The 22,174-nt window shown below is 28.0% G+C and carries 20 protein-coding genes; 10 read left to right on the top strand and 10 right to left on the bottom strand.

The genetic code is table 11. From position 1 onward, the window contains the following. Nucleotides 1-160: 160 nt before the first annotated feature. On the bottom strand, nucleotides 161-436 hold the full coding sequence (locus CSBG_RS16950) for an STAS-like domain-containing protein (RefSeq protein WP_008681462.1): 276 nt from the start codon (nucleotides 434-436) through the stop codon (nucleotides 161-163). A gap of 206 nt (nucleotides 437-642) precedes the next feature. Beyond that, on the bottom strand, nucleotides 643-1,416 hold the full coding sequence (gene murI, locus CSBG_RS16945; protein WP_008681461.1) for a glutamate racemase: 774 nt from the start codon (nucleotides 1,414-1,416) through the stop codon (nucleotides 643-645). Between the two features lie 179 nt (nucleotides 1,417-1,595). On the opposite strand from murI, the gene CSBG_RS16940 reads away from it, so the two are divergent. Continuing rightward, nucleotides 1,596-3,347: a hypothetical protein gene (locus CSBG_RS16940; protein WP_008681460.1), complete on the top strand. Its 1,752-nt coding sequence runs from the start codon at nucleotides 1,596-1,598 to the stop codon at nucleotides 3,345-3,347. Nucleotides 3,348-3,621: 274 nt separating this feature from the next. After that, a complete protein-coding gene (locus tag CSBG_RS16935) occupies nucleotides 3,622-5,517 on the top strand; it encodes a glutamine synthetase (RefSeq protein WP_008681459.1) in 1,896 nt (631 codons plus the stop codon). Nucleotides 5,518-5,675: 158 nt separating this feature from the next. Here the strand turns inward: CSBG_RS16935 and CSBG_RS16930 are convergent, their stop codons facing one another. The 3 genes from CSBG_RS16930 to carA all read right to left on the bottom strand — a co-directional run bounded on the left by CSBG_RS16930 (nucleotide 5,676) and on the right by carA (nucleotide 10,558). Beyond that, a complete protein-coding gene (locus CSBG_RS16930; RefSeq protein WP_008681458.1) occupies nucleotides 5,676-5,966 on the bottom strand; it encodes a hypothetical protein in 291 nt (96 codons plus the stop codon). A 322-nt stretch (nucleotides 5,967-6,288) separates the two neighbouring features. Next, complete coding sequence (gene carB / locus CSBG_RS16925) at nucleotides 6,289-9,495, bottom strand: carbamoyl-phosphate synthase (glutamine-hydrolyzing) large subunit (protein ID WP_008681456.1); 3,207 nt, start codon at nucleotides 9,493-9,495, stop codon at nucleotides 6,289-6,291. A gap of 13 nt (nucleotides 9,496-9,508) precedes the next feature. After that, complete coding sequence (gene carA / locus CSBG_RS16920; protein WP_008681454.1) at nucleotides 9,509-10,558, bottom strand: glutamine-hydrolyzing carbamoyl-phosphate synthase small subunit; 1,050 nt, start codon at nucleotides 10,556-10,558, stop codon at nucleotides 9,509-9,511. Nucleotides 10,559-11,279: 721 nt separating this feature from the next. Here carA and CSBG_RS16915 point away from each other — a divergent pair. Further along, a complete protein-coding gene (locus CSBG_RS16915; protein ID WP_008681452.1) occupies nucleotides 11,280-12,011 on the top strand; it encodes an ATP-binding cassette domain-containing protein in 732 nt (243 codons plus the stop codon). Next, nucleotides 12,004-13,188 carry an ABC transporter permease gene (locus CSBG_RS16910; protein ID WP_008681450.1) on the top strand — a complete coding sequence of 395 codons (1,185 nt, stop codon included), beginning with the start codon at nucleotides 12,004-12,006 and terminating at the stop codon, nucleotides 13,186-13,188. The genes CSBG_RS16915 and CSBG_RS16910 overlap by 8 nt, the downstream gene beginning before the upstream one ends. 130 nt (nucleotides 13,189-13,318) lie before the next feature. Here the strand turns inward: CSBG_RS16910 and CSBG_RS16905 are convergent, their stop codons facing one another. The 3 genes from CSBG_RS16905 to CSBG_RS16895 form a co-directional block, all read right to left on the bottom strand. Further along, nucleotides 13,319-13,603 carry a hypothetical protein gene (locus CSBG_RS16905; protein ID WP_008681448.1) on the bottom strand — a complete coding sequence of 95 codons (285 nt, stop codon included), beginning with the start codon at nucleotides 13,601-13,603 and terminating at the stop codon, nucleotides 13,319-13,321. A 13-nt stretch (nucleotides 13,604-13,616) separates the two neighbouring features. Beyond that, nucleotides 13,617-14,405, bottom strand: coding sequence for an SDR family oxidoreductase (locus CSBG_RS16900; protein WP_008681446.1), 789 nt, complete (start codon nucleotides 14,403-14,405; stop codon nucleotides 13,617-13,619). 240 nt (nucleotides 14,406-14,645) lie between these two features. Beyond that, a complete protein-coding gene (locus CSBG_RS16895) occupies nucleotides 14,646-16,040 on the bottom strand; it encodes an NCS2 family permease (RefSeq protein ID WP_008681443.1) in 1,395 nt (464 codons plus the stop codon). Between the two features lie 359 nt (nucleotides 16,041-16,399). Here CSBG_RS16895 and CSBG_RS16890 point away from each other — a divergent pair, with 359 nt between their 5' ends. The 3 genes from CSBG_RS16890 (at nucleotide 16,400) to CSBG_RS16880 (ending at nucleotide 17,548) form a co-directional block, all read left to right on the top strand. Further along, nucleotides 16,400-16,738 (top strand): hypothetical protein, encoded by a 339-nt coding sequence (locus CSBG_RS16890; protein ID WP_008681441.1) that lies wholly within the window; start codon nucleotides 16,400-16,402, stop codon nucleotides 16,736-16,738. Between the two features lie 19 nt (nucleotides 16,739-16,757). Next, nucleotides 16,758-17,129 carry a hypothetical protein gene (locus CSBG_RS16885; protein ID WP_008681438.1) on the top strand — a complete coding sequence of 124 codons (372 nt, stop codon included), beginning with the start codon at nucleotides 16,758-16,760 and terminating at the stop codon, nucleotides 17,127-17,129. A 62-nt stretch (nucleotides 17,130-17,191) separates the two neighbouring features. Continuing rightward, nucleotides 17,192-17,548, top strand: coding sequence for a hypothetical protein (locus CSBG_RS16880; RefSeq protein WP_008681436.1), 357 nt, complete (start codon nucleotides 17,192-17,194; stop codon nucleotides 17,546-17,548). Between the two features lie 45 nt (nucleotides 17,549-17,593). Here the strand turns inward: CSBG_RS16880 and CSBG_RS16875 are convergent, their stop codons facing one another. Both CSBG_RS16875 and CSBG_RS16870 read right to left on the bottom strand, forming a co-directional pair. Beyond that, nucleotides 17,594-18,247 carry an ElyC/SanA/YdcF family protein gene (locus CSBG_RS16875; RefSeq protein WP_235840805.1) on the bottom strand — a complete coding sequence of 218 codons (654 nt, stop codon included), beginning with the start codon at nucleotides 18,245-18,247 and terminating at the stop codon, nucleotides 17,594-17,596. A 56-nt stretch (nucleotides 18,248-18,303) separates the two neighbouring features. Further along, nucleotides 18,304-18,762, bottom strand: a complete 459-nt coding sequence (locus CSBG_RS16870; protein WP_035286176.1) for a GNAT family N-acetyltransferase — start codon at nucleotides 18,760-18,762, stop codon at nucleotides 18,304-18,306. 304 nt (nucleotides 18,763-19,066) lie between these two features. Between CSBG_RS16870 and CSBG_RS16865 the strand changes: the two genes are divergently transcribed. Genes CSBG_RS16865 through CSBG_RS16855 form a run of 3 tightly spaced genes read left to right on the top strand, consistent with a single transcriptional unit; the run spans nucleotide 19,067 to nucleotide 22,045 of the window. Then, on the top strand, nucleotides 19,067-19,813 hold the full coding sequence (locus CSBG_RS16865; RefSeq protein ID WP_008681430.1) for an ABC transporter ATP-binding protein: 747 nt from the start codon (nucleotides 19,067-19,069) through the stop codon (nucleotides 19,811-19,813). 13 nt (nucleotides 19,814-19,826) lie between these two features. Then, nucleotides 19,827-20,945: an ABC transporter permease gene (locus CSBG_RS16860; RefSeq protein WP_008681428.1), complete on the top strand. Its 1,119-nt coding sequence runs from the start codon at nucleotides 19,827-19,829 to the stop codon at nucleotides 20,943-20,945. Beyond that, nucleotides 20,942-22,045 (top strand): ABC transporter permease, encoded by a 1,104-nt coding sequence (locus CSBG_RS16855; RefSeq protein WP_008681427.1) that lies wholly within the window; start codon nucleotides 20,942-20,944, stop codon nucleotides 22,043-22,045. Before CSBG_RS16860 ends, CSBG_RS16855 begins: the two co-directional genes overlap by 4 nt. Nucleotides 22,046-22,174 lie beyond the last annotated feature (129 nt).

Below are 22,174 nucleotides of genomic sequence, written 5' to 3'. Positions count from 1 at the left end.
CCTTTCAAATTAAATCTTTTATTATTATTGTCATATTTGAATCTATAAATTCAAATTTATAATATATATCCATTATAATTTAAGTCTGGAATTATATATTTTTTTCTTCTTATGGTAATTATATATTATTTAATAAAAAAAGCATAGATTTCTCTATGCTTTATTGAAAAGTAGTTCCTAGTACCACTCTAGAATAATCAGTATAATTTGATAAATTTTTAACACAAACTTGCTTAAAAATAAATTCTCTTCCAAATTTATTTATTAAATCTCCAAGTAAAACATTTAAGAAAGTAGTTGGAATTCTCTCAAAGCCTTCAAAGTCAAGGGATACTCCAATATTTATACTATTTCTAATAATTTCTCTTAGTAAAATTGCATCTTCTATAGTTATATCTTCACCTAATACGTCTTTTATTTTTATTTCAGTTTCCATAAACTACCTCCATAACTTCGTAATTGATTAAATTTTCTGAAAATTCTCTTTACTATAATATATCAATTTTTAGAAATTTTGTCAACGTTTTAACAAATATTTTTAAAATATTAGACTTATAGAATAAAACTATAAGCCTAACTTTTTTATCTTTAATAATTTATATTTTAATTATAATCATAATTCAATTGCTTCAAAGACTTCATCTATTTATTCAACAATCTATAGCTCAAATCTATAACTTCATTTTTATTTGAAGAGTTAATTATTTCAATAGTTCCATTTTCCCTTGATTCAGTTAATAAATTCTTCTCGCTCAACCTTCTTCTTAACTCTTTTGCTGTTCCTAGCCCTCCATCTATTATAGTAATATCCTTTCCTATAATTTTAACTAAAGTATCCTTTATAAACGGATAATGTGTACATCCTAATACTATAGAAGCGATTTTACCACCATTGTATGTATTCACTTTTTCAAACAAGTATTCCTCAACTTCCTTCCCATCAAGCTTACCAGCCTCAATAAACTCTACAAGCCCAGGGCATGGTACAGGAATTATTGATGCTCTATCCTTATATCTATTCATCAACCTATTAAACTTTTCTTCCTTCAGTGTCATTGATGTTGCCATAATTAATATATTTCCGTCTTTGTTAAGCTCAACTGCTGGCTTTAATGCAGGTTCTATACCTACTAAAGGCAAATCCGGATATATTTTTCTAAGATCTGCAACAGCTGCACTAGTTGCTGTATTACAAGCAATAGCTATACCCTTAACCCCTTTATTTAATAGGAATTCTACAGCCTTAAATGTCAAATCTCTAACCTCTTCAACGCTCTTTACTCCATAAGGTGCATTTTTAGAATCTCCAAAATATATATAGTTCTCATTCGGCATTACTTGTATTGCTTCCTTCATTACACTTAATCCGCCTACTCCTGAATCAAAAAAACCTATTGGCCTATTCTTATTGTCCACCTAATCTCACTCCATTTTCTTTAATTCTATATTTTATTTTATACCTTTATTTAATATAAATCTACAAATTTATAATGTTATTTAACTTCAATAAACTTTTAAGACAATCCATAAATACTATTTTTCCCATTAATGTTATATTATAATAAATTATATGATTAATTAATAGAGGTGGTTTTTTGAAAAGAAAGTTATTAATTTATAAATATCTTACATGCGTTTTTGCAGCTCTATCTATAGCTACTATTTATTTTACATTTAAATTAGGCCCACAATTAGGAGGTAGAATATATCAAATAGGAATTTTTCTCTTTATTATATTTATTGTTATTTCTTCTAACCTTTTTGATAAGTCAAGAAAATTTAATGAAATACTTTACTTAATCTCATCTTGGCCAAATGCATATGATTCTAAATTTGACTTTAATAAGATACATAAATTTTATTATGAATATGGTCCTAAATCTTTAAATGAAAATACCTTTCATGATATAGATGATCAAACTGCTCATGATCTAAATGTTGATGAGGTTTTTAAAAAGATAAGCAATTGTTCATCAACTCCAGGCGAGCAAATGCTGTATTATATTTTAAGAACACCAAAAACTAATAGTGTTGAATTAATAGAAAGAAATAAAATAATAGACAAATTTAAGAATGATGAAAATCTAAGAAGTACAATACAACAGATATTTTCTAACTTAGGAAAACAAAGAAAAGGTGAGATATTTAATTTATTTAATACAGAAACAGTTGTAAATAAATCAAAGGTATTATTATACAATCTAATAGCTTTAAGCTCAGTTGTAGCATTAGTTTGGTTTATTATTGATGGCGCTGATAAAATCCCAACTTTTATAGGAATTTTTGCCATATACATGTTCATTTCACTGCGAACAGCATCTGAAATAGAATATGAACTTACTTCACTTCAATATTTAGGTGACTTTATTAGAGCTTCTAAGGAACTATCTAAAATTGACGATCCTACTTTAAAAGATGAAATAGACAAAATAAAAGAAAGAGTAGATCTATTTTCTAAAATAGATAAAAAAACATTATTTATCTATTCTCAAGGAGCTTTAGATATATTTATAGAAACAATAAATGCTTTATTTTTAACTAGAATACGATCTTACTACTCTATAATCAATATTATCAAGAAAAATAGACAAGAGTTAATAGAACTCTATGCATTAGTTGGTAAAATAGAAGCTTATATCTCTGTATCTTCTTATAGAACTAAATTAAAAAATTATAGTTTACCTAACTTTACTGATAATAAAAATAACTTATTTAAAACAGAAAATGCTTGTCATCCATTATTAGAGGATGGTATTCCTAACAGTATAAATTTAAATAATAAGGGAGTTATTTTAACAGGTTCAAACATGTCTGGTAAATCTACATTTATGAGAACTCTAGCTTTAAATATGCTATTAGCTCAATCTATTTATACATGTTTATGTGATGATTATAATGCTTCCTTCTTTAGGGTTATGTCTTCTCTTAGTATTTCAGACGATGTTTTATCTGGTACTAGCTATTATTTGGAGGAATGTAATGCTGTTCTTAGGATTTTAAATTCATTAGACGAAGAGGTACCAGCATTTTGCATAATTGATGAAATATTTAAAGGAACAAACCCAATTGAAAGAATAGCTACCTCTAAGCAGATTTTAAAATATATTATGAATAGGAATGCACTTTCAATTGTTGCAACACACGATTTAGAATTAGCCGAAACTTGTAATGATAAATATTTAAAATATTATTTTTGTGAAGATGTTGATGAAAATGAAGGTTTAATTTTTGATTTTAAATTAAAAGAGGGCATTTGTAATACAGGAAATGCCATAAAACTATTATCCTATTTAGGCTATCCTAATGAGATAATAAATGATTCAATTAAAGATATTTCTTCTAAATAAAAATATAAGTATGTAGGTTCGTTTTTTATAACTTCACTTGAAGTCAAACAGACCTGCATATTTTTATTTAATAATTTAAAAATTCTATATACATCTAATATTATTTTCACATTATTTTGTTAAATTAATTATTGACATCATACCATGTATATAATAGAATTGCTTTATAATTAAAGAATTTTACGAATATTATGACGTCTAGACCAGTTAAATATTCGATTTAAAGCAGAAAGGAAGTGACTTTTCCTTGTTATATTTCGGCAAGGAAGATTTTATGAAAGATTTAATTTTTACAATACCAAAATCAAAGCATAATAAAGAAGACTTATTTAGAATCTTTAAAGACCATCCTGAAATAAAATTTGTATCTATTGTTGGAATAGATTTATCAGGTAATGATACTGACGAAAAAATTCCATCAAGATTATTTTTAGATGATATTGACTCATTTTTAAATGGAGTTGCTATTCAAACAGACGGTTCTTCAGTTGTACTTCCTGGGATTGCAACATTAAATGACGCAAAAGTTGATATGATTGCAGATCTTAATGCTAATTGGTTTGTTGACTATAATTACGATCATATTGATCCATTTACTAACAAACCTATTGGTACTCTTAGAATTCCTTCATTCCTAATTCATAATAATAAATCAGTATGTTCAAGAAATATTCTTACTTCAGCAATAAATACATTTAAATCAACTCTTTTAGATATCTTTAAAAATAAACCTAAAACTTTAAAACCATTTGGAATTGAATATGATGATATAGATGAAATTGTAATAACTTCAGCTTCCGAACTAGAATTTTGGGTTAAAACTCCAAATGAACAAGCTCATATAGAAGAATTGTCTACGTCTCAAGTATTACAAGAGCAATATTGGACAAGAACTAAAGGTGCTGTTAGAACTGCATTAGAAGAAACTTTACTTCTTATGGAATCATATGGATTTGAACCTGAAATGGGACATAAAGAAGTTGGTGGAGTAAAGTCAAAGCTTGACTCTAATGGACAATTCAATCATATAATGGAACAACTCGAAATAGACTGGAAATACGCTGATGCTATTCAAGCCGCTGATAATGAAATCTTCGTAAAAATATTAACTCAAGAAACATTCAGAAGACATGGCCTAGATGTTACGTTTAAGGCAAAGCCAATAGATGACGTTGCTGGTTCTGGAATGCATATACACTTAGGTGTTAGTTTAAAATTAAAAGACGGAAAAAGAATAAACTTATTCCACGCGACTAAAGAAGATTTCATAAGCTGCATAGGATACGGAGCAATAATGGGCGTATTAAAAAATTATGAAATTATGAATCCATTTATATCTTCAACTAGTGGTGCATTTAAAAGATTAAAACCTGGCTTTGAGGCACCTATATGTATAGTTACATCACTTGGAGTATCTCCTGATAATCCATCAAGAAATAGAACTATATTAATAGGTTTAATAAGAGACTTAACAAATCCATTAGCAACAAGATTTGAGCTTAGATCACCTAACCCTCATACAAATATATATCTAGCTCTTTCTGTTTCATATATGGCAATGCTCGATGGAATAATATATACCCTTGAAAATGATAAAACTGAAGAAGAACTTTTGGCAGAGTTATCAAAGAAACCTGGTGAGGATGCATCTTATTTAGAAAAATCTAGAGCTTATAGAAGTGAAGAAGACGTATTTGAATTCTATACAGATAATGAAAGAAGCGAATACTTTGGTAAAGCACCTGCTACTGTATATGAAAACTTAATTCAATTAGACACGTATTCAGATAAACTAAATATATTAAAAAGAAATGATGTATTTAGTGATAAGTTAATAAATAGCTTTAAACTTGCTACAATTCAAAGATGGACTACAGATATTGTTCATAGAGTTATATTAAATCATGCTGTTGAAGTTAGATCCTTTAAAAAGCTTCACTCTGAGAACGCATTAGATTTAGATATATCAAATTGGATGACTATAGACAACTTAAGACATTATATAATGAAAGATACTTATACAACCAAAAGCTTATTCACTCGTATAAAGTTAGCTTTATCTAATGAAGATTATGCTCTAGCATCTGATCTATCACTTGAATTAGAAGATAAAATGAGTGAATTAAGAAATCTTTACGCTAACTATACAAAGAATTTATTAGATATATAAATTTATATATAAACATTGTTAAAAAAGTTAAGCTAATAAGCTTAGCTTTTTTATTTTATCAACAGATAACTGTACAATTTTAAATTTAATAAAATTTAGAGAAAAGTTTTCTCTCTATGAGTGTCCCCCTGCATTCCTTTTTATCTTAACTAATATTTTTATATCCATGCAGGAATATGAATTTTTTCATTATCCATAAAAGATATATTATTATCTAAAACACTTTTTATAGCACTCTTTTTTCTATTTAATGAATTATTATTTATAAAATCTTCAGCTTCCTTCATACTGTTAGCTTTAAATATAAAAGTCCATCCATTTTTATCGTATTTACCTGTACACATTAAATACTTTTCTTTTTCATTCTCTATATGCTGTCTATCTATTATTAAGCTTTTAAATTCACCTATTGTTTTATAATTTAACTTTACAAAAATATCATTATTCATATTACCCTCCAACCAAACATAAGTTCTATATTTATATTATACGAACATACGTTTTATGTCAATACTTGTATATAATTTTTACATAATAATTATAAAAATACTTTTTTATTGTAGAAATCTATTTCTTATTGTCAAAATTTATATAAATCTTTATATAATATAAAATATTTTTATTATGTAACCATACATTCTTTATATACTATGTTGATCTATATTAGAATATAACCATATAAATATAAAAACTAAACTTTCTACAAATAAAAAATAAATGAAGATTTTCTGAATCACAATCTCCAGAAAATCTTCATTTATTTTTTCATTATTATTCTGCTATATCAAAAACCTCTAAATTTCTATTCTCTACCCCAAAAGCCTTAACCTCAGCTATAGCTCTCAATGTATCTAAAGCTGTTATAACACCTATATTTCTTTCTACTGCTGCTCTTCTTATAATAAATCCATCTCTTTTAGAATCATTCCCCTTAGTTGGAGTATTAACTACTAAGTCTACTTCTTTATTTTTTACTACATCTAATATATTTGGTGCATCTTCATGTAATTTTCTTACTACTTCTACTTCAATATTAGCTTCTCTTAAAAGATTAGCTGTACCTTCTGTTGCAACAAACTTATATCCAACTTCAGCTAACATTTTTGCTATAGGTAGGAATTCCTTTTTATCATGCTTATTTATAGTTGCTAATATCTTTCCTTTTTTATTTGAAGGATACATACTTCCCGCAACAAAACCTTTATATAAAGCTTCCTTTATATTTCTTCCTATACCTAAAACTTCTCCAGTTGATTTCATTTCTGGTCCTAATGATACTTCAACCTTAGGTAATTTTTGTGTTGAGAATACAGGTACCTTTATAGATACTAATTCTGGCTCTTTATATATATCAACTCCATAGCCTAAATCTCTTAACTTATATCCAAGCATTACTTTAGTAGCTAAGTCTACTATTGGAACCTTACTTACCTTACTTATATATGGTACGGTTCTTGATGCTCTAGGATTAACCTCTATAATATACAGCTCTCCTTCAAATTCTATGAACTGAATATTTATCATTCCATTAATTCCAATTGCTAATGCTAATTTCTTAGTATAATCTAAAACTTTATCTTTTATATCAGAGCTTATATTTTGGCTTGGATACATAGTTACTGAATCTCCAGAGTGAACTCCAGCTCTTTCTAAATGCTCCATTACTCCCGGAATTAATATTTCTTCTCCATCTGATATTGCATCTACTTCTATTTCTCTACCCATTAAATACTTATCTACTAGTATAGGATTTTTCTTATCCTTATCAAATGCATTCTTTAAATAATACTTTAATTCCTCTTCGTCATGAGTAATTTCCATTCCTTGACCACCTAGAACATATGAAGGCCTTACCAATACTGGGAAGCCCAATCTTCTAGCTTCTTCTAAGCCTTCTTCCACATTCCAAACACCTTTGCCTTTTGGTCTATCAATTCCTAGTCTTTCTAATAGGTCATCAAACTTTTCTCTATCTTCAGCCATATCTATTTGATCAGCTGTAGTTCCTAAAGTCTTAATTCCCTTCTCTTTTAAGAAGTTAGCAAGTTTAATAGCTGTTTGACCACCGAATTGTAGTATAACTCCATCTGGGTTTTCCTTATCGATTATATTTAATACATCTTCTTCTGTTAATGGCTCAAAATATAACTTATCTGATATATTAAAATCTGTACTTACTGTTTCTGGATTATTATTTACTATTATAGTCTCAATTCCCATTTTCTTTAATGATTTTACGCAGTGTACTGAAGCATAATCAAATTCTATTCCTTGACCTATTCTTATTGGCCCTGAACCTATAACTATTACTTTCTTTCTATCTGATACTTCTACTTCATCATATTGCTCATAAGTTGAGTAGTAATATGGTGATAAGGCTTCAAATTCTCCTCCACAAGTATCAACCATCTTATATGCTGGCTTGATATTCCATATCGTTCTTAACTTATAAACATCCTCTGGACTAACTTTAAGCATATCTGCTATAGCCTTGTCTGAGAATCCCTTTTTCTTTAAGTTTAATAACCATTCTTTATCTAAATCTTCTATCTTGCTTAATTTTAATCTAGTTTCTTCTTCAACTATCCATTTGAATTTTTCTAAGAAGAATATATCTATCCCAGTAATCTTAGCGATACTTTCTATTCTATAATCTCTTCTTATCATTTCAGCTAAAGCAAATAATCTTTCATCATCTGGCTTAACTACGATTGATTTCAACTCTTGAATGCTTAATTCTTTAAATTTAGGATGATCTAAAGAGTATTTTCCTATTTCTAAGCTTCTTATTCCTTTTAAAAGTGCTGCCTCTAAGTTAGCTCCTATTGCCATTATTTCTCCAGTTGCCATCATCTTTGTTCCTAAAGCTCTATCTGCTGCATAAAACTTATCAAATGGCCATTTTGGAATCTTAACTACAACGTAATCTAAAGTTGGCTCGAAGCAAGCATAAGTTTTTTGAGTTACTGCATTTTTAATTTCATCTAATCCATATCCTAATGCTATCTTTGCTGCAAGCTTTGCTATTGGGTATCCTGTTGCCTTAGATGCTAATGCAGATGATCTTGAAACCCTTGGGTTGATTTCTATTACTGCATATTCAAAGGAATTTGGATTTAATGCAAATTGTACATTACATCCTCCTTCTATTCCTACAGCATTTATAATATTTATTGCTGAAGTTCTAAGCATTTGATATTCTTTATCAGATAAAGTTTGTGATGGTGCAACAACTATACTATCTCCTGTATGAATACCAACTGGATCTATGTTTTCCATGTTACATACAGTTATACAGTTTCCATAAGAGTCTCTCATTACTTCGTACTCTATTTCCTTCCAACCTTTAACTGACTTTTCTAAAAGAACTTGACCAATTGTACTTAGTTGTAATCCTGAAGCTAATATTTCTCTAAGCTCTGCTTCATTTTCAGCAATTCCGCCACCAGTTCCCCCTAATGTGTAAGCAGGTCTAACTATTACTGGATATCCAATATTAGTAGCATAAGTAACCCCTGCTTCCATGTCAGTTATAATTTCACTTTGTATAACTGGCTCATTAATTCTATTCATCATATTTCTGAAAAGTTCTCTATCTTCACCTTCTTTAATAGATTGAATAGATGTACCAATTACTTTTACATTATATTTATCTAAAATTCCTGCTTCATATAAATCTACAGCAAGGTTAAGTCCTGTTTGTCCACCCATTCCTGTAAGTAAGCTATCTGGTCTTTCCTTATCTATAACTTTTTCTAAAAACTCTACTGTTAGTGGCTCTATATATATCTTATCAGCAACTTCTGAATCAGTCATAATAGTTGCTGGATTTGAATTAACTAAAACTACTTCTATTCCTTCTTCTTTAAGAGCTTGACATGCTTGAGTTCCTGAATAATCAAATTCAGCTGCTTGTCCTATTACTATTGGGCCTGATCCTATTACTAAAACTTTTTTAATATCTTTATTTAATGGCATATCCTAAATCCTCCTATAGTGCATACTTTATAAACTTATCAAATATATATTCGCTATCTTTTGGTCCTGCTGCTGCTTCTGGATGGAATTGAACTGAGAATATTGGAAGGCTTGTGTGCTTCATTCCTTCAATAGTTCCATCATTTATATTGATATGTGTTGCTACAACATCATTGGGTAAAGTTTCAACTACATATCCATGATTTTGTGATGTAATATGAACCTTATTTTCTTCTAAGTCCTTAACTGGATGATTGCATCCTCTGTGTCCAAATTTTAATTTAGTAGTCTTTCCTCCTAAAGTTAATGCTAAAAGCTGGTGCCCTAAACATATTCCTACTATCGGCTTCTTTCCTACTAATTCCTTTATATTTTCTATTACATCTCCTAGATCCTCTGGATCTCCAGGTCCATTTGATAAAAACACTAAGTCTGGATTTACTTCTAAAACTTCTTTTGCAGTTACATTCATTGGAAATACAGTTAACTTGCATCCTCTATTTTTAAAATTTCTTATTATATTTTCCTTTATTCCAAAGTCAATTATTGCTACGTGCTTTCCTTCACCTTCTATTGAATACTTTTCTTTAGTACTAACTATACTAACAGCTTCTTTATTTGAAAAAGAGCTTATCCTTTCCTTAACATCCTCTAATGTAACTTCTTCTAAAGAAATCATTCCTTTCATAGTTCCATAATTTCTTAAGACCTTTGTTAAAGCTCTAGTATCTATGCCTTCTAATCCAATTATCTTATTTTGCTTTAAATAATTTTCAAGATCCATTTCACATCTAAAGTTATTTGGGAAATTACACTTTTCTCTAACTATAAATCCCTTAACCTTAGGCGATTTTGATTCCATATCCTCTAGGTTGATTCCATAGTTACCTATAAGGGGATATGTCATTGTAACTATTTGTCCATAATATGATGGATCTGTTAAAACCTCTTGATAACCTGTCATTCCTGTAGTAAATACTACTTCTCCTATACTGTCTTTTAAATATCCAAAAGCCTTGCCTTCAAAAACCATACCATTCTCTAATATTAGCTTTGCTTTCATATTTAGCCCTCCTTAAATTTAAAAATATGTTTAGCTAAAAATACACTTTATAAAAGCTCTACTTATCTAAAAAATAAAAGGATAATAAGAAGACAACAAATTAAAGTTCTCTTCCTACTATCCTTATATATTTAATATCAGTATTAGAAAATGCCCTTACTGACATAGCTATGCAATTATTTTGTGAATATAAATATAACATAATTATATACTCCCTTTCTGGCCTCACAGGACCAATTTAAAGTGTACTTTTTAACCCTTTAATTATCTTTTTGATAATTAATTATCCTTTTGATAATATTCTATATTTTCTATAAATATCTGTCAAGGAAATTTAAATTAATAATTATACGTAACTCCCCAAGTTTTACTGAATATTTATTTATTTAAACAAACCAAATTTACATTACAAATATTAAATTATCATTTATTCACTAGATAATTTTATAGCATTATTACCGACATAAGTATTTAGATAGTCGCTTTATTATTTATTGCTTATATACTATATATTTTACACCATATAGGATTATAAATATATCTATTTCTGAATAAAAATTCAATATTGTTAATTTTTATGCACCTATATGTTTTAAATGATTTATTTGTAAAAATATTCTATAATTATATTGAAAATACATTTTTACTCTGTTATAATACTGTATATTATAACTCTTAATATTATATATAATACCATTAAATATGCGAGGAGGTTAATAATTTGCTTAAACTAAACAATGTAAGTAAAAAATTTAAAACTACCAAAGTTGTCGATAACTTATCCTTTTCTGTTAATAAAGGTGAAATTGTTGGTTTACTTGGTGAAAATGGAGCAGGAAAAACAACAACTTTAAGAATGATTTCTACTATGTTAGAAATAACTGAAGGCGACATTAAAGTTAACGATATTGATGTAAAATCAAATTCTGAAAGCGTAAGAAAAGAAATAGGAATTTTATTTGGAGGAGATGTAGGCTTATATGATAGACTAAGTGGAAGAGAAAATATAAGGTACTTTGCCAATCTTTATGGAATGACTAAAAAAGAAGCTGATGAAAGAATAGATAACTTAGCAAAAAGCTTTGGTATGGAGGATTATATAAACAAACCTGTTGGAAAATATTCTAGAGGTATGAAGCAAAAAATATCTATTGCTCGATCAATAGTTCATAATCCATCTGTCATGCTATTTGATGAGCCAACTACTGGTTTAGATGTTAGTGCTGCTAGAATAGTACAAGACTTCATACTACAATGTAAAAGTGAAAATAAAGTAATACTATTTTCTAGTCATTCTATGAAAGAAGTAGAAAAGCTATGTGATAGAGTTGTAATTATAAATAAAGGGAAATTAATAGAAGATTGTACATTAAGTAAATTAAAAGAAAAATATAATAATGAGGATTTAGAAGAAACATTCCTAAAACTTATAGGAGGTAAATCTAATGAATAACTTTTTAACAGTTTTAAAGAAAGAACTATTAGATATTGTAAGAGATAAGAAGACTCTTGTATTTACATTAATATTGCCTATACTTATTTATCCTATAATGTTTAAATTTATGTCTTCTGCAATGGAAAAAACTCAATCAGACGTACAAAAAGAAATTAATATATATATTGATGGTAATAAAAATTCTTCTATGGCAAAAGCTATAACATCTCTAGATAATATTAAATTGCCTGAAATAGAATCTCCAACAGAATCACTAAAAAACGGGGATATTCAACTTATAGTAAAAATCCCTGAAAACTTTGATGAAAATATATCTCAAGGGAAAAATGATACTATTGAACTTTTAATAGATGAAGAATCTAATAAGTCTATGATTGCAAGTAGCATGGTTAACGAAATATATGAAAGCTATAAAAAATCTATAGTTGAACAACGCCTAGCTGATAAAGGAATAGACTCATCTATACTTACTCCATTTGAAGTTAGCGTTAAATCAGGAATAAATGCTGATAATGAAGATATCAATGGGGGAGCCGCAATGCTTCTTACTATGATTCCAACATTAATTGTTATTCTTATGGTATCTTCTACTGTTGGTATGGCTGCTGATCTTGGCGCTGGCGAAAAAGAAAGATTTACATTTGAACCACTTTTATCAACTTCTGCTAAAAGAGCTTCATTACTTTGGGGTAAAATAGGCGCTTTATGTACCGTTTCATTCATAGCCTTGATGGCCAACCTTACTGCAATGGTAATTTCAATGCAAAAGTTTATGATTGTTGGTGAAGAAGTTAACTTTAAGCTAACACCTGCAACAATACTTGGAATGCTTATAATTGGTGCTTTAGTATTAATTACTTTATCTGCATTACAAATATCAGTAAGTATTTATGCAAGATCAACTAAAGAAGCAAATTCATATTTAGCTGCTATTACTATGCCTACTATGATTTTAGCCTTCTTGCCTTATATGATGGATGCAAAAGGAATAAATCCAGCATTCTTCAATATTCCTATAACAAATGCAATTTGTTTAATGAAGGAATTTACAGTTGGAATCTTTGATATTAAACATATAGCCATAGTTGTTGGATGGCATATAGTTTATATAATTGCTTCTATAATATTTGCTAAATTCATGTTCTCAAAAGAAGAAGTTATTTTTAGAAATTAACAATTGATAATGAACAATGCATACTGAGCAATGGACAATGCATAATTATAAATATAATCCACCTTTGTGAATTATTAAAAACAAAGGAATTCAGCTCAAAGCTGAATTCCTTCCTTAATTTTTTCATTCTTTAATTATTCATTATAGAAAGTTTCTTATCAAACTTTCTTATCTCAGGCCAAGTATGATAATTCGCACCTTCTTTTGAATGGTATTCCTCAAAATCTTCTACACTGATTTGATATGTTTCAAAACCTTCTATTTCTACTTCTATTTCAATATACTCACCTTCAATTATATTAAAACTTGTTACTTCCCCTGTAGGTATAACTTCACTTCCATAATAAAATGTGACTCCATTTTCTATAAGAGTCTCATAAACCTCTAAAATTTCATCTTTAATGTTTTCTGTCATTACAATAATTCACCTATCCCTTATTCATCATTAATATAATCTTTCTAGATAAGCTTCTAGGCATAATCTTATTTAATGCAATTATAACCTTATTTTTAAATCCAGGAATTATTATTAGTTTTCCCTTTTTAAAATCTCTATAAGCTATTTCTGCCACTTTTTTTGGTGTCATCAATGCTTTTTTAGCAGATTCTTTTTTTCTTATTCCAGCTTTATCTTGAAACCCTGTGCTTACAGGGCCTGGACATAAACAGCTTACTTTTATTCCAGTTCCCTTTAATTCTTCATATATAGCTTCTGTAAAACTTAATACATATGATTTTGATGCGTAATAAGTAGCCATTTTGGGACCTGCGCAAAATGCCGCTGTTGAAGCAACATTCATTATTGCTCCATCACCATGGCTTATCATTATTGGCAAAAACACCTTAGTTAATTCTGTTAATGCTCTCACATTTACATCTATTAAATTCAATTCTTTTTCTATTTCTATTTCGCTTAGGTAACCAAAGGATCCTAATCCTGCATTATTAATTAAAATATCCACAGATATATTTTTTTTATTAACATAATTTAATAGTTTTTCACAAGAGTTATCCTCAGATAAATCTAAAGATATGCTATACACGTTAATATTATATAGTAACATTAACTCTTCTTTTACCTTCTCTAGCTTCTCCTCATCTCTTGCAACTAAAATTAAGTTATTTCCATCATTAGCATATAGTTTTGCTAATTCATATCCAATCCCAGTAGTAGCTCCAGTTATAAGTACATAGCTCCTACCATACGGTTTACCCATAAAAAATCCTCCATAAATTTATTTATCAAAATTTATATTTAAATATATCATATAGTTCTATATATATAAATATTAAATAAGATGCGAATATGTAATATAAATGGCTATTTTCATATAAAAAATAGAGAAAGGTTGTCCTTTCTCTATTTTGCTACGTTTATCTTATATATATTTGAAATCTTTTCTAATACAATATAATAATTTAAAAAACTATCTAATATATTTACAGTAATTCAAATTTTACTTTATACCATTTATAACAAAATTAATTAGAAACAAAGCACTTACAACATACATTATTGGATGTACATCCTTAGCTTCTTTTTTTACTATCTTAGCTAAGCAATATGTTACAAATCCAGCTGCCACACCATTTGAAATGCTTCCTGTAAAAGGCATAAATGTCACTACGAAGAATGCTGGCATAGCTACTTCAAAATCGCTCCAATCAATATTTTTGAAGGATTCCATCATTAATATACCTACTACTATTAATGCTGGAGCGGTAGCTGCTGATGGCACCATACCCATTATAGGTGATATAAATAATGATAATATGAATAACACTGCTACTGTAACAGAAGTTAATCCAGTTCTTCCGCCTTGACCAATTCCTGCTGCACTTTCAACATATGTTGTTGTATTACTTGTTCCTAATAAAGCTCCTATTGAAGTGGCTGTTGCATCTGCAAATAAAGCTCTTTCTAATTTTGATGAAAAATTATTTCCACTTTCAAATAGCTTTTCATCATTATCATCAAATATTCCTGCTTTTCTTCCTGTTCCTAAAAATGTACCAATTGTATCAAAAGTATCTGATAAAGAAAATGCAAATATAGTAATTAATACTAAGGATATCTTAGATGGGTCACTAAATAATCCTACAAAATCTAACTTAAAAAATGTTGGTGCTATGCTTGGGATTCCAAAACTAATTTGTGAAAAGTCAGGCACTTGTGTTACCCCCATAAAAATACCAACAACTGTAGTTAAAAGAATTCCTAATAAGATTGCCCCTTTAAATTTAAGAAGCATTAATATAAGTGTAATCACTAGTCCTATTAGTGCCAATAATGCTACTGGATCCTTAAAATCAGTCATTGCTAGATTTACACTGTTAAATATTGATGAGTCTCCTGATGAAGCAATTTGATTAGCAGCCTCACCTGTAAAAGTAAGAAAATGAGCTTGTTTAATACCTAAGAATGCAATGAAAAGGCCTATACCTCCTGAAATTGCATATTGAAGTGAATGAGGAATAGCTTGTATTATCATTTTTCTTATTTTAGTAGTAGTAATAATAATATTGATAATTCCACAAATGAATACCATAGCTAAAGCTTGTTGCCATGTGAATCCAAGTCCCAATACTACTGTAAATGTAAAAAATGCATTTAATCCCATCCCTGGTGCTTGTGCAAATGGAACATTTGCTACCAACCCCATAACTAGAGTTCCTATAGCTGCTGCAATAATTGTAGCAACAAAAACAGCATTTTTATCCATTCCTGCTGCTGCTAAAATAGATGGATTTACAAATAAAATATATGCCATTGTAAGAAATGTAGTTAATCCTGCCATTAATTCAGTTTTAACATCGGTTCCATTTTCCTTAAGTTTAAAAAATTTATCCATAATAGCCCCCTTTAATTTTCGAATATTACATAAATATATTATCATTTCATTCGTATTTAATCAATATGTTTTTTGCACTTTTTATTAATTATTACCAGTATATACATAAATTTTTAATTTCTACACTAAATCAGCCCCTATTAATCCAGCAATAATTTCATAAAATCCGAACATTATGTTGAATAAACATACCTCTACATTTTTTAGCTATATATACTTTAATTATAATTTTTTTATTTATTGATACACCATTTCAAATTAATCTCCATATATTGACAATAAAGTTTCAAAATGGTACAATATGCATAACATTTATATATGTATTTAAAATAAATATATTGCTGAGAGGAGACTTTATTATGATTCCTACTATGCCAAACATGAATAATGTAGTAATTCATGTAAAGAACAATACATCTATGGATTTAGAAAAATGTACTATTGAACATACTGGAAAGGGTGGACACCCTATTAAATTAGGCAATATCAAATCAATGGAAAAAACTAATGAAGAAATGTGTATCTTAACTTCACAAGAAAAATCAGACCTTATTTTTAGTTATACTCTAAACGGAGAAAAATATAGTTCAATCGTGTACAACAACATAATTTTTTCTGATATTAGACCACTAACTATAAATATATCTGAAAACAATAACACATTAATATTTAATACTGAACATAGCTCAAATAATTAATTTTAAGGAGATATAAGTTATGAAAAAAGTTATGCCATTTCTATTTACAGGTAACCAATTTAATCTTAGAAATATAGTTGTTTATGTAAACAATAACACTTCAAAGATATTAGAGAATGTAACTATTCAACACACTGGTCCAGGAGGACACCCTATTAATTTAGGAACTATTAAACCTAATAGTAATGATACTCAAGAGGAAATCTGTTCAACAACAATAGTAAGTAAATCTGAATTATTATTTAGCTATGTGCTAGGTGAAAACAGATATAACTTAGTTGTCTATGATGATATTATTAATACAGATATAAGACCAATAGTAATTACTATAACTGAAGAAGATAATAATTTAGTATTTAATACTGAAAGAGTTGCCGGTAAAGATATTTAATAAATATTTAAATTAGGAGGCTTATAACGAAAAGAGAAGTTCAAAAATTTCCTGTTTCTTGGTTGCTTTTTAGTAGTGATTTTAATAGACACAATACAATTATATATATAAAGAATCACACAACTTATAACTTAGGGAATACTACTATTGAAAGAACTGGCATGGGTGGACATCCTATTGAATTAGGAACTATAAAAGCAATGAGTAGTGATGTTAATGAAGAAATGTATCCTTCGCCAATTATGGAAAAATCCGATTTAATCTTAAATTACGTATTAAATTGTGAAAATCACAGTTCAGTTATACACGGTAATATATTTCTTACAGATATTAGACCTATAGTCATTGATATAATTGAAGAAAATGGGGAATTAATTTTTTCAGCAACTCGTATAAAACATGAAGATATAATTAATTAAAAATAAAAGTGAGGACTTAGTGCCTCACTTTTATTTTACTCTAAATTATTTCTTTTCATCTTCAGTCACTCTTCCATCTGAGCTACTTACAGGAATTGCTTCTCCTAAAAATTTAGGTTCTGGTTTTAATATATTTACGTAGACAAAGTCTTTTAATTGTGCTAATAACTCACGCTTTTTATAACTATCCATCAATTGATATTGTCTTTTATCTGAATTTATTCCATAAGCATCTATTCCTAATTTTCTGGCTATATATAAAGCTCTTGGCAAATGATACTCATTAGTTACTATTATTGCCTTATCAACTTTAAAAATCTCTTTTGCCCTATACATTGTATCATAAGTACTGAAGCCTGCATGATCCATAAATATTATCTTTTCATCTATATCATTTTGTAATATATACTTTTTCATAGATCCAACTTCATTATATTCTTCTCTACCATGATCTCCACTTAATAAAAATGTATTTCCTAATCCAGCCTCAAAGGCTTCTAAAGAAGTTTCTAATCTATCAGCTAATATATCTGATGGTGTTCCATCTGCTCTGACTCCGGCCCCCAGCACTATAATCGCATCATTTTCACTAGGAATATCTTCAATATTATAAATATATTTTTTATAGCTATTGACTGTTGAAATGGTTATACTTATGGATATTATAAATATCATTAGTAATATTATAAATATACTCATAATTCTTCTTCCCCACTTCTTAAATTTCAAATTTCTCATGAAATTATCCTGATATATTATATTCCATACTTCATTTTAATGTGTGGAATTCCTGCTTCATCATACTCATTTGATACTTCCTTAAACCCAACAGACTTATACAATTCTTCTATATAGCTTTGTGCTGATATTGTTATTTTTTCTTGTTTAAAATGCTTATGTATCTCTTGTATTGCTTTAAGCATCATTTCTTTAGCTAATTTTTTACCTCTATACTCTTTTAAAACTAGCACTCTTCCTATAGATGCCTCTTCATAAGATAATCCTGGTGGTAATAATCTGCAATACCCTACTACTTTTTCTTCCCCATCTTTATTATCTATTGCAAATAAGTGCACACACTTTTTATCTTTATCATCAAAATCATTTTCACAAGTTATTTCTTGTTCGCAAGCAAAAACTTCATATCTAGCTTTAGCTATTTCATAAAGTTCACTTATGTTAAGTTCATTAAAATGCTTGCTTCTAAACTCAATTTTCTTCTCCATAAAATACTCCTTTTAAATCACAAATTTTAGTATATTATCATTATAATATTATTATTTTATATTTTCCATAAATAACTATATTTCAATAGTAATATACTCATAATAATATTATAATATCTTAATAAACTTATTTATTTTGCATTTTTAAGAATACCATTCTATTTTAATGCTATTCTTATTATTTTTAGCTTTTTAGAACATTTTAATTAAATTTAAAGATTGTCTTCACCAACTCATAGTATTAATATTAAAATAAATTTAAATGAACATTGTTCATAAGGAGGTTTTATATTTGGTAATTGAAATTAAAAATTTAGTTAAAAATTATAAAGATTTTACAGCAGTAGATATAAAAGATTTAACCATTAAAGAAGGTGAAATTTTCGGATTTTTAGGGCCAAATGGTGCTGGAAAAACTACTACTATAAGTATTTTGAGTGGCCTATACTCTAAGTATTCTGGAGATATTAAAATCTTTGGAAAAAATATTAAAGAAGATCCATTATTTATAAAGAAAAACTTAGGTGTAGTTCCACAAGACTTAGCTTTAATAGATGATTTAACAGCTGAAGAAAATGTTAAGTTTTTTGGTGAGCTATATGGTTTAAAAGGAAAAAAGCTAAAAGATGCTGTTAAAGAAACATTAGAATTTGTTGGGCTTTGGGATAGAAAGAAAGACTTTCCCCCTAAATTTTCTGGTGGAATGAAAAGAAGATTAAATATAGCTTGTGCTATTGTTCATAAACCAAATTTAATAATTTTTGATGAGCCAACAGTTGGTATTGATCCTCAGTCAAGAAATAATATTTTGGAAACTATAAAGAAACTTAATGAACAAGGCTCCACTATAATTTATACTTCTCACTATATGGAAGAAGTTGATGCTATTTGTTCTGATATTTGTATAGTTGACCATGGACAAATTATTGCAAAAGGTACAAATGATGAACTTAAGGCTTTAGTTAAACATGAGGACGGAAGCGTTGCCTCACTAGAAGAAGTATTCCTTCAACTTACTGGCAGAAGTCTTAGAGACTAGGGAGGATTTCTATATGAAAATTTTAACAATAGTAAAATATAGACTGATTCAATCAGTCAGAGATATTCAAAGCCTTATATCAATGATATTAATACCTATATTTTTAATATTAATTTTAGGAAACGCATTAAAGAATAATGATGATTTTACAGCAAGAACTGTTGATAAAGTAAATTTATTATATATAAATGAAGATTCAACTGATGGTGCTAAAGCTTTTGAAAATTTTATAACCTTAGATGAGCTTGGAGATATAATTCAAGCTGAAAAAATTAATGATATTGAAGAAGGGAAAAAATTAATTGAAAGCAGAAAATATGATGCTTTAGTTGTTTATGATGAAAATTCTAGTGGTAAACTTCAGCTAATAGGTTCTGAATATAATCAGCTGGGAGTTTCAATAGTCAAAGGTATAATTGAGACATATTCATCTTCTGCAAATGCTATGGAAGCACTAGCTAAAATTCAAGCTAGACATTTTAATATAGAAGAAAATAATAACTTACAAGATGAGGCAATATCTGTATCAGGTAAAAAGCCCTCTGCTATAGATTATTATGCTATAACAATGCTTGTAATGATAATAATGTATGGATCAATTTATGCTAACTTCGCCATAGATAAGTCTTATTATGGCTCAGTTGGATATAGATTTAGATCTACTCCTTTAAATCTTGGTGAAATATTTATTGGAGAAGCTATAGGAGTAATTATAACTATAATGATTCAAGTATTAATTCTACTCTTAATATCAGATTTAGCCTTTGGAGTAAACTTTGGAACTAGCCTTCCAATTATATTATTATCAGCATTTTCATTATCAGTATTATCTACAATGTTAGGTATTTTTGCCATAATGATTACTAAAAAAGGCTTAATAGGTCTGGCTTTATTAAATGTTATAGTACCTATATTTACATTCTTAAGTGGAGGCTTTGTTAAAGTAAACTTTAGTGGAATAATTGGAACTATCTCTAAGTTAACTCCTAATTATTTAGCTTCAAATGCCATGTTTAAATCAATTTATGGCGGAGCTACAAATGAAGTTTTATTTAGTATAATAGGACTTTGGATTATGTCTGCTCTTCTATTTTTAGGAGCAAATATAATAGGAAGGAGTGAAAGAGTATGACAATATTTAAAGCAACATTAAAAAGATTATTCAGACAAAAATTAAATCTTTTATTCTTAATAGTATTACCTCTAATATTTATGTTCATTGCATTTTCAGGCTCAAATGGTACTCCACCTTTAAAGGTGACTATTATAGACGAAGATAATACAGACATTACAAAAGATATTATTAAAAATATTGAGGATAAATCAGAAGTGAACTTTAATTCTAAAGAAACTATTCAAGATAATTTAATTAACAATGAAATAGATTATGCAATAATTATTCCTAAAGGTTATACTGATTCTTTAATAAGTGGAAATGATGCTACTTTAAAAACCTTTGAATCAAAGGAAGGAAATACTTCTATAGCTATAAAAGAATCATTAAATAATTATATAAATATATTGAAGACATTTGCTAAGAACTCTAATGGTGATAAGCAAAAGTTCTATGATGCAGTTAAATATTACTCAGAAGGTTCTTATGAACTGTCTTATACAAGTATAGATAAGGGTGAAGGAAATAAATCTAAAACAGATACTGCTATGGCATTTATAGTACTAAATTTATTATTTTCTGCAACATCAGCAACTAATATAATACTAAAAGATAAAGAGAAAAATGTATTTACAAGATTATTTACTACACCAATAACACGCTTTAAATATATATTTGAAAGCTTATTATCATTCTTAGTAATTACATTTATCCAAATTACTTTATACTTCATGTTATTTAAGTATGCCTTTAAATTTAACTTAGGAGATTCACCATTAAGTCTTTATATAATGTTCTTGATATTTGGAGTATTTACAATTTCTCTTGGAGTATTTATTACTACTCATTCAAAAGATTTAAGAATATCTGGAACTATAAGTACTCTTGTGATCCTTCCATTTGCAATGCTTGGAGGATGCTTTTGGCCAAGAGATATAATGCCAACAATATTAAAAAACATTTCTAAAGTTGTTCCAACTACATGGATAAATACATCCAATAGTAATATACTCTATGGTTCAACAATAAGTAATGAAATTACTACTATAGTATTACTACTAGGAATTTCATTAATACTATTAGGACTATCATCAAATAAATTAAAAAATAAAGCATAATAAAATGCTAAAATAAAAAGGATGCAACAAGTATCCTTTTTATTTTTTATTTTTATGGAACCTTTTTATATATTTAATCGTCTATAATGTGAATCGATTCAGACGGGGTATTAATAATGGTTAATGAAC

The organism is Clostridium sp. 7_2_43FAA (assembly GCF_000158375.2).
GTDB classification, from domain to species: Bacteria; Bacillota; Clostridia; order Clostridiales; family Clostridiaceae; genus Clostridium; species Clostridium tertium.
This window is presented reverse-complemented; position numbering and strand designations above follow the sequence as displayed.

Coding starts and splice junctions, on each gene's coding strand:
- CSBG_RS16950 (WP_008681462.1), bottom strand. CDS start 436: ATGGAAACTGAAATAAAAATAAAAGACGTATTAGGTGAAGATATAACT.
- CSBG_RS16935 (WP_008681459.1), top strand. CDS start 3,622: ATGAAAGATTTAATTTTTACAATACCAAAATCAAAGCATAATAAAGAA.
- CSBG_RS16930 (WP_008681458.1), bottom strand. CDS start 5,966: ATGAATAATGATATTTTTGTAAAGTTAAATTATAAAACAATAGGTGAA.
- carB (WP_008681456.1), bottom strand. CDS start 9,495: ATGCCATTAAATAAAGATATTAAAAAAGTTTTAGTAATAGGATCAGGC.
- carA (WP_008681454.1), bottom strand. CDS start 10,558: ATGAAAGCAAAGCTAATATTAGAGAATGGTATGGTTTTTGAAGGCAAG.
- CSBG_RS16910 (WP_008681450.1), top strand. CDS start 12,004: ATGAATAACTTTTTAACAGTTTTAAAGAAAGAACTATTAGATATTGTA.
- CSBG_RS16905 (WP_008681448.1), bottom strand. CDS start 13,603: ATGACAGAAAACATTAAAGATGAAATTTTAGAGGTTTATGAGACTCTT.
- CSBG_RS16900 (WP_008681446.1), bottom strand. CDS start 14,405: ATGGGTAAACCGTATGGTAGGAGCTATGTACTTATAACTGGAGCTACT.
- CSBG_RS16895 (WP_008681443.1), bottom strand. CDS start 16,040: ATGGATAAATTTTTTAAACTTAAGGAAAATGGAACCGATGTTAAAACT.
- CSBG_RS16890 (WP_008681441.1), top strand. CDS start 16,400: ATGATTCCTACTATGCCAAACATGAATAATGTAGTAATTCATGTAAAG.
- CSBG_RS16885 (WP_008681438.1), top strand. CDS start 16,758: ATGAAAAAAGTTATGCCATTTCTATTTACAGGTAACCAATTTAATCTT.
- CSBG_RS16875 (WP_235840805.1), bottom strand. CDS start 18,247: ATGAGTATATTTATAATATTACTAATGATATTTATAATATCCATAAGT.
- CSBG_RS16860 (WP_008681428.1), top strand. CDS start 19,827: ATGAAAATTTTAACAATAGTAAAATATAGACTGATTCAATCAGTCAGA.
- CSBG_RS16855 (WP_008681427.1), top strand. CDS start 20,942: ATGACAATATTTAAAGCAACATTAAAAAGATTATTCAGACAAAAATTA.